This window comes from Pseudomonas alkylphenolica (assembly GCF_016009175.1).
Lineage (GTDB): Bacteria > Pseudomonadota > Gammaproteobacteria > Pseudomonadales > Pseudomonadaceae > Aquipseudomonas > Aquipseudomonas alkylphenolica_B.
Genome location: NZ_JADUCM010000022.1, coordinates 89107 through 95261 on the forward strand (window position 1 = coordinate 89107; position 6155 = coordinate 95261).

Annotated in this window: 4 protein-coding genes; 3 read left to right on the forward strand and 1 reads right to left on the reverse strand. The window is 62.7% G+C overall.

Annotated elements, in window-relative coordinates; translation table 11 throughout:
• Positions 1-20 precede the first annotated feature (20 nt).
• Positions 21-2912: an HD domain-containing phosphohydrolase gene (locus I5S59_RS18310; RefSeq protein WP_197877872.1), complete on the reverse strand. Its 2892-nt coding sequence runs from the start codon at positions 2910-2912 to the stop codon at positions 21-23.
• 220 nt (positions 2913-3132) lie between these two features.
• On the opposite strand from I5S59_RS18310, the gene I5S59_RS18315 reads away from it, so the two are divergent.
• The 3 genes from I5S59_RS18315 to I5S59_RS18325 are packed head-to-tail and all read left to right on the forward strand — an operon-like array spanning position 3133 to position 5967.
• Positions 3133-4449 carry an alpha/beta hydrolase gene (locus I5S59_RS18315; protein ID WP_197877873.1) on the forward strand — a complete coding sequence of 439 codons (1317 nt, stop codon included), beginning with the start codon at positions 3133-3135 and terminating at the stop codon, positions 4447-4449.
• 27 nt (positions 4450-4476) lie between these two features.
• Positions 4477-4875 carry a phasin family protein gene (locus I5S59_RS18320; protein WP_197877874.1) on the forward strand — a complete coding sequence of 133 codons (399 nt, stop codon included), beginning with the start codon at positions 4477-4479 and terminating at the stop codon, positions 4873-4875.
• Positions 4876-4878: 3 nt separating this feature from the next.
• Positions 4879-5967 (forward strand): alpha/beta fold hydrolase, encoded by a 1089-nt coding sequence (locus I5S59_RS18325; protein WP_232239836.1) that lies wholly within the window; start codon positions 4879-4881, stop codon positions 5965-5967.
• The last annotated feature ends 188 nt before the right edge of the window (positions 5968-6155 follow it).

A 6155-nucleotide genomic window follows, 5' to 3' on the forward strand; every position in this document is an offset into this window, starting at 1 on the left:
GTTATGATAAAGGCCGGAGTTCAAATCGCATCGCGGCTCAACCCCACGACTTCATCCACTGCCGCCAGATAGGACTGGATGTCGATATCATCCAGCTGTTCGCGACGCAGAAACTGCTCGCCGTACTCGCGGTACACGCCACTGACGAGAAACACCCGGAACAGTTCGGCATCAATGTGCTGGTCGCGGGCCATGGCACTGAGGATCTTCAAGGATTCGGACAGGGTCTTGGCGGGTTTGTACGGCCGGTCCGCCGCGCTGAGTGCCTCGAAGATATCGGCAATCGCGATCACCCGCTCGGCAATGCTCATGTCGTCTTTGCGCAAGCGGCGCGGGTAGCCGGTGCCGTCCATTTTCTCGTGATGGTTGCCGGCAATGTCCGGCACCCGCTTGAGGTTGCGCGGCAGCGGCAGGGTGTTGAGCATGATGATGGTCTGCACGATGTGCTCGTTGATCTTGAAGCGCTCTTCGTCGGTCAGGGTGCCGCGCCGAATGCCGAGGTTGTACAGCTCGCCAAAGTTGTAGGCCTGCGCCGGCAGGCGCATATCGAAGCCCCACAGGTTGCGTGGGTCGTGCTTGTCGACGGGAGGCTTGCGTTCGCCCCAGGGCACCAGGTGATCGATGCGGTCGGCGAGTAAACGTTCTTCTGCCGGCAAGGTCGCCGACGGCACCGCCGCCAGGCGTTCCGCTTCATCACGGGACAGGCCCAGGCGGTTGTCGAAATGCCGGAACCAGCGCCGGGCTCCGATCTGCTGAAGGCGTTCGACGTCCTCGTCACGCATGAACTCGCCACCAATATTGGCATTGGCAATGAATGCGAACTCTTCCTGCAGTTGTGCCTGGCGGTGCTGGAGCGCTTCTTGCGCCGCCTGCGGATCGCCGCCGGCGGCAATTGCTTTCCAGTAATCCAGCTCGGCATCGCGCCAGAGCACTTCGAAGCGCGTGCGCACCTCGTGGATGCGGTTGTACAGGGTTTCCAGTTTGGTCGCCTTGTCGACCACGTGTTCGGGGCTGGTCACTTTGCCGCAATCATGCAGCCACGCCGCAATCCTGAATTCGTAGCGCTCCATTTCGCTCATGGTGTAGTGGGCAAAAGGGCCGCTTTGCGCAGCAATGACCTTGTCGATGAGCATCTCGGCCAGTTGTGGCACCCGTTGACAGTGGCCGCCGGTGTAAGGGCTCTTGGCATCCGTGGCATCGGCCAGCAGTTTGATGATGGCGTCCAGCAGGCGTTGCTGCGACTCGATCAACTGGCGCGTCTCGATGGCCACCGCCGCAGCGCCGGAAAGCTCCTGAACAAACCGGCGAAACGGTTGTTGGACACCGCCGGCCTGTTGCTGGTTGGGACCCGGTTGCAACACCAGCAGGCCCAGGAGTTGCCCGCTGCGGTCGTTCAAGGCGACTGCCAGGTAGTGAGCGTCACTGCTCAGTGCCTTGGCCACGGCGCTGTCCAGATCGCTGGCGCTATCGGCGGGCAGGTGCAGTTCAGCAGGGTATTGGTCCCCGCGACAGTGCGCCGTAAGGCGCAGGGTATCGGCATCATCGCCATACAGGTAGACCGCGCCACCGCTCACCGCAGTCGCATCCACCAACTGGGTGAGGACGCTGCTGAGCAGGTTGTCCAGATGCGTCTCACGGCTGAGGGTAAGGGTGATCGCCTGGAAGTTGTTGATGGTGCGCGACATGCTGCCCAGCACCTGGCTGAGCTCGCGCACTTCGGTAATGCGCGATTCGACCCCCACCGGTCGGCCGAAGTCGAAACTGGCCAGCCCGCGTACCTGCTGGGTCAGAGCCTGCAATGGCTGGCCAATACGCCGGGCCAGGTACCAGCCGACCAGCAGCAACAGCGCGATCAATGCGCCGGCCCATAGCGCTTGCTCCAGCAGCACCTGCCGTGCCCCCATCAGCAGTTCACTGGCCGGCACCGCGATCAGCACCCGCACATCGTGCTGGGTAAAGGTCGACAACGGTACTTGCATGCCATACCAGTCCTGCCCCCCGGCCCGGAAGCGCTGAGGTCCCTGACCGTCATCCGGATGGGTGAACAACCAGTCCAGACTTTCTACGCCCAGCTCGTTGAGGCGTGACAATCGAAGGGATTCGCCATCTTTCACCACTACTCGCTGCAGATCGTTATAAACGACCACATTGCCCGTGCTGTCGACGACGGCCATTTCGGTGCCGGGTGTCATGCGCAGGTCTTCAACCTCGCCACCCAGGTCGTTGACCGAGGCATCCATGCCCAGCACGGCAGCGCCATCGACACTGCGTTGCGACAAGGTCAGGCCGATTTCACGGGTGGTAAAGAACACATAGGGTTTGGTCAGCACCGTCGTCGCGCCATCCATACCGGATGAAAACCACGGGCGCGTGCGTGGATCAAAACGGTAATCGGCTTTTATCTCGCTTTTGAGCAGTGCCAGTTGTGGATCAAAGAAGCGCCATTCACCCTGGTGCTGGCCGGCCTCGTTCACGGTGATGCTCTGCACGAGGTATGCCGCACCAGGCGGTGCCTGCAAGTGCTGCTTGACCGATTCGTTGCGCAGCACCCGCACCAGCAGGAACTCGCCATTTGGATAGCCGACATACACGGCACTGAGCATTTTGTTGGCGTTCAGGCTGGCGACCAGCAACGGCAAGCGCTCCAGTCGCTCGGGTAGATTTCTGGCCTCGGAGATGGGGTCATAAGCCATCAGCCGGATTGAACTGAGCGCCGGGTCGATCAAGCGTTGAGCTCGCTCGTTGATGGTGCGGCTCAGCTGGTGTGCCGAGTCGCCGGAGGCGGCTACCAGCGCTTGTTCGATACCGCGATAGCCCTGATAGGCAAGCACCCCGCCGAGTACGAGGGTGCTGAGCATGATTGCCAACGCAATGAGCAGCTGCAGGGGAAACCCGCGACCGGGGAAGTTCATGAATGGGTCCTTGCTGGGCTCGCGTTTTGATAACGGCTGCTCGTTTACGCGTTCGTCAACGGTGTTGGCGCATACGTTTGCTAATGCTAGACCAGCTCCCGCAGGGGCGCACGGTCGCGGCTTAAAGGGGTGGGGTGGGTACACCCCCATCCAGCTGAGTGGGGTGATGCGCCGGTGGTTGTCGATACGCTGTTGGCAGTACTCAGCCGAGGGACAGTGAATGACCGCGCCAAACGAGCCACCCGCAGCGAAACGTCGTAACCGCTCCAAGCAAGGCCGAGGCGACGTGAGCGGCATGCCGCTGGTGCGCCGTGCACAGCGCCCCGATCGCGATGCCCGTGCGTTTCTGCGCATCCTTAATGTGGCCACGCGCCTGCGCCCGGTCGAGCGCTACTCACTGCGCGAGTTGCGTGAGGTATGGCGCCTGACGGCACTGGCTCTGAGCCGGCAGCCGCGGGTGGCGACGGTGACCGACGTGGTCATCGAAGGCCCGGGTGGGCCCATTGAACTGCGCATTTTTGCGCCGCAACACAGCGATCAACCGCTGCCGGCATTTCTCTGGTTCCATGGCGGCGGGTTTGTCGTCGGCGGCCTGGATACCGCTGAATCGATCTGCCGCAGCACGGCCTGTAATGCCAACTGCATCAGCATTGCCGTGCGCTATCGGCTGGCCCCGGAGCATGACCTGGCGGCAGGGCGCGAAGACTGCCTGGCAGCGCTGCAATGGATCGCCGAGCACGGCGCAACGCTGGGGATCGACACCGCGCGCCTGGCAATCGGCGGTGATTCGGCGGGCGGCAATATCTGCGCCGCCGTGGCCCAGGCCGCCGTGAGCCACGACGGCCCGGCGTTGTGCCTGCAGGTGTTGGCGTATCCGGCGACCGACCTTGTGCAGGAGTTTCCTTCCTTCGTCGAGAATGCCCGGGGATTCATGATCACCGACACCCTGCTGGCGCAGATCAAGCACACCGTTGCCGCCTCGTTTGAGGCGCTCAACCCGATAGACCCCTGGCTGTCACCGCGGCGCTGCGAAGACCTGCGTGGTCTGCCACCTGCAGTGGTCATCAGCGCCGGCTTCGACCCGATCCGCGCCGATGGCCTGGATTATGCTGCACGCCTGCGTGCCGCGGGGGTGGCGGTGGAGCTGGTGCACTACGCCGGCCAGTTCCACGGCTTTCTGAACTTTGACGCTGTTATCGGCGCTGGCCGCGATGCCCTGCAGCGCATGGGTGAATCATTGGCCGCAGCGTTTCGCAGAGAACCGCCACAGGACCGCACACTGGAGATCAGCGACTCACCTGTTGCGCGACCTTCGGGCCTGAGTGCGGCCACCGCCGAGCTGACGACATCGGGCCTGATGACCTGGGTCGCCACCGAGCGCTGGAGCAGCACGCTGTTGCGCCAGGTGTCGCCCACGGCGGTCAGCACCACGCGTGTGGTGCTGCGCCCCTTGTGCCTGCCGCTGGCCTTGATGCGCCGTCACCTTGTTGCCCGGCTGGACCAGCGGGTCGCTCACCGTACCTTCCCAGAAACCTGACGCTGACCAAGGAGTACTGCTGTGGGGATGTTTGATCCATTCCAGATCTGGCGTGAAACCATCACCCTGATTGAAGGCGAAATCAATTCGCTGGCTTCGCGCAAGATGGAAACGGCCGAGTTCGCCCAGGCGGCCAACCAGTTCAACAAGGTTTCCTTGGGTATGCAGCATGTACTGGAGCGTTCTTTGGCCAGTGTCCTGCGGCGTCTGGAGCTGCCCAGCCGCACTGAAGTCGATGCGCTTGCCTGTGCCGTGCAGCGTATCGAAGACAAGCTCGAGCAATTGACGCCTGCTTGCGTCAAACCTTCGCATGCGCCACGACCAACGCGCACTCGTCGCCCGCCGGCAAACGTCGCGAAAGCGGCGATAAAGCCGGTGAAAAGAACCCGTAAACCGGCAGCCCCGTCTGCAGCACAAGAGGAGTGAATGATGGCTTCTACTCATCCAGGTCGTGCTCAAAGCCCTACGTTTGCAGGCCGGCTATGCACTGAAGTCGAGCGGATGATCAAGCGCCGCGTGAAGGGGCTGGAATACCTCGGCTCCCCTGGTCCTGCGGTCGGCACCACACCCAGGACACTGCTGCATCGCCGCGGCACACTGAGCCTGTACCGCTATCAGGCAACTTGCAGCGACGTGTATCGGGTGCCGTTGCTGCTGGTGATGGCGACTACCAACAAGGCCTACATCTTTGACCTGGCCGAACGCCACAGCTTGATCGAACACCTGCTCGGGCGAGGTTACGACATTTATGTAATGGACTGGAACGCGCCGACCCGGGCCGAGCAGCAGTTGCGCATCGAGGACTACGTGCTCGACTTCATTCCCGACTGCATCGGCCGGGTACAGGCAGATGCCGGGGTTGATGAGGTCACGCTGCTCGGCTACTGCATGGGCGGTGTGCTGTCGACGCTGTACGCCGCGCTGCATGCCGACGGGCCGCTGAAGAACCTGGTGTGCTTCACCACGCCGGTGGACTGGTCACAGATGAGCTGGTCGCGGGGCATCGCCAACCAACGCTATTTCGAAGTCGACCGGCTGGTCGACAGGGTCGGCATCATCCCCGCCGGGATGATCATGAACGCAATTGACCTGCAGCGTCCGGCTGGCCGGATAGCCGGGCAGTTGCGCTTGTGGGACAACCTGTGGAACGACGCCTATGTGCGTAACCACCGCATGATGATGCGCTGGGGGCGCGATTCCTTGCCGCTGGCCGGCGAATACTACCGGCAGATCATCAAGGAACTGATGTGGAAGAACGGCCTGCTCGAGGGTGGCTTGCGCATCGCCGGGCAAGCAGTCGATCTGGCAAAGATTCGCGTGCCCTTGCTGCACATCATCGCCGAGCACGACACCCTGGTACCGCCGGCCTGTGCCCAACCGCTGGTGGCAGCCGTGGGTTCAACCGACAAGCAGGAGATCATCCTGCCGGGAGGCCATGTCAGCCTGGTGGCGGGGCCAGCGGCGAAGAAGCGTATGTGGCCGGCGCTGGATGAGTGGCTGGGGCAGCGCTCAATGTAATCCTGTGCAACTGCCACGGCCTGATTTGTAGGCCCCACTGCTAAACTGTGGGAGCTGGCGCTAGCCGGCGATGGGGGGCGGAGCGCCCCCGGGGGGGTTAAAAACCTTATCTTTTTAACAAAAGCGCGCCCCCCCGCCCGCGGGTACAGGGCGTTTGCGGGGTGGGGGGGGAAAAAAAAAAGGGGGGG

Coding starts and splice junctions, on each gene's coding strand:
- I5S59_RS18310 (WP_197877872.1), bottom strand. CDS start 2,912: ATGAACTTCCCCGGTCGCGGGTTTCCCCTGCAGCTGCTCATTGCGTTG.
- I5S59_RS18315 (WP_197877873.1), top strand. CDS start 3,133: ATGACCGCGCCAAACGAGCCACCCGCAGCGAAACGTCGTAACCGCTCC.
- I5S59_RS18320 (WP_197877874.1), top strand. CDS start 4,477: ATGTTTGATCCATTCCAGATCTGGCGTGAAACCATCACCCTGATTGAA.
- I5S59_RS18325 (WP_232239836.1), top strand. CDS start 4,879: ATGGCTTCTACTCATCCAGGTCGTGCTCAAAGCCCTACGTTTGCAGGC.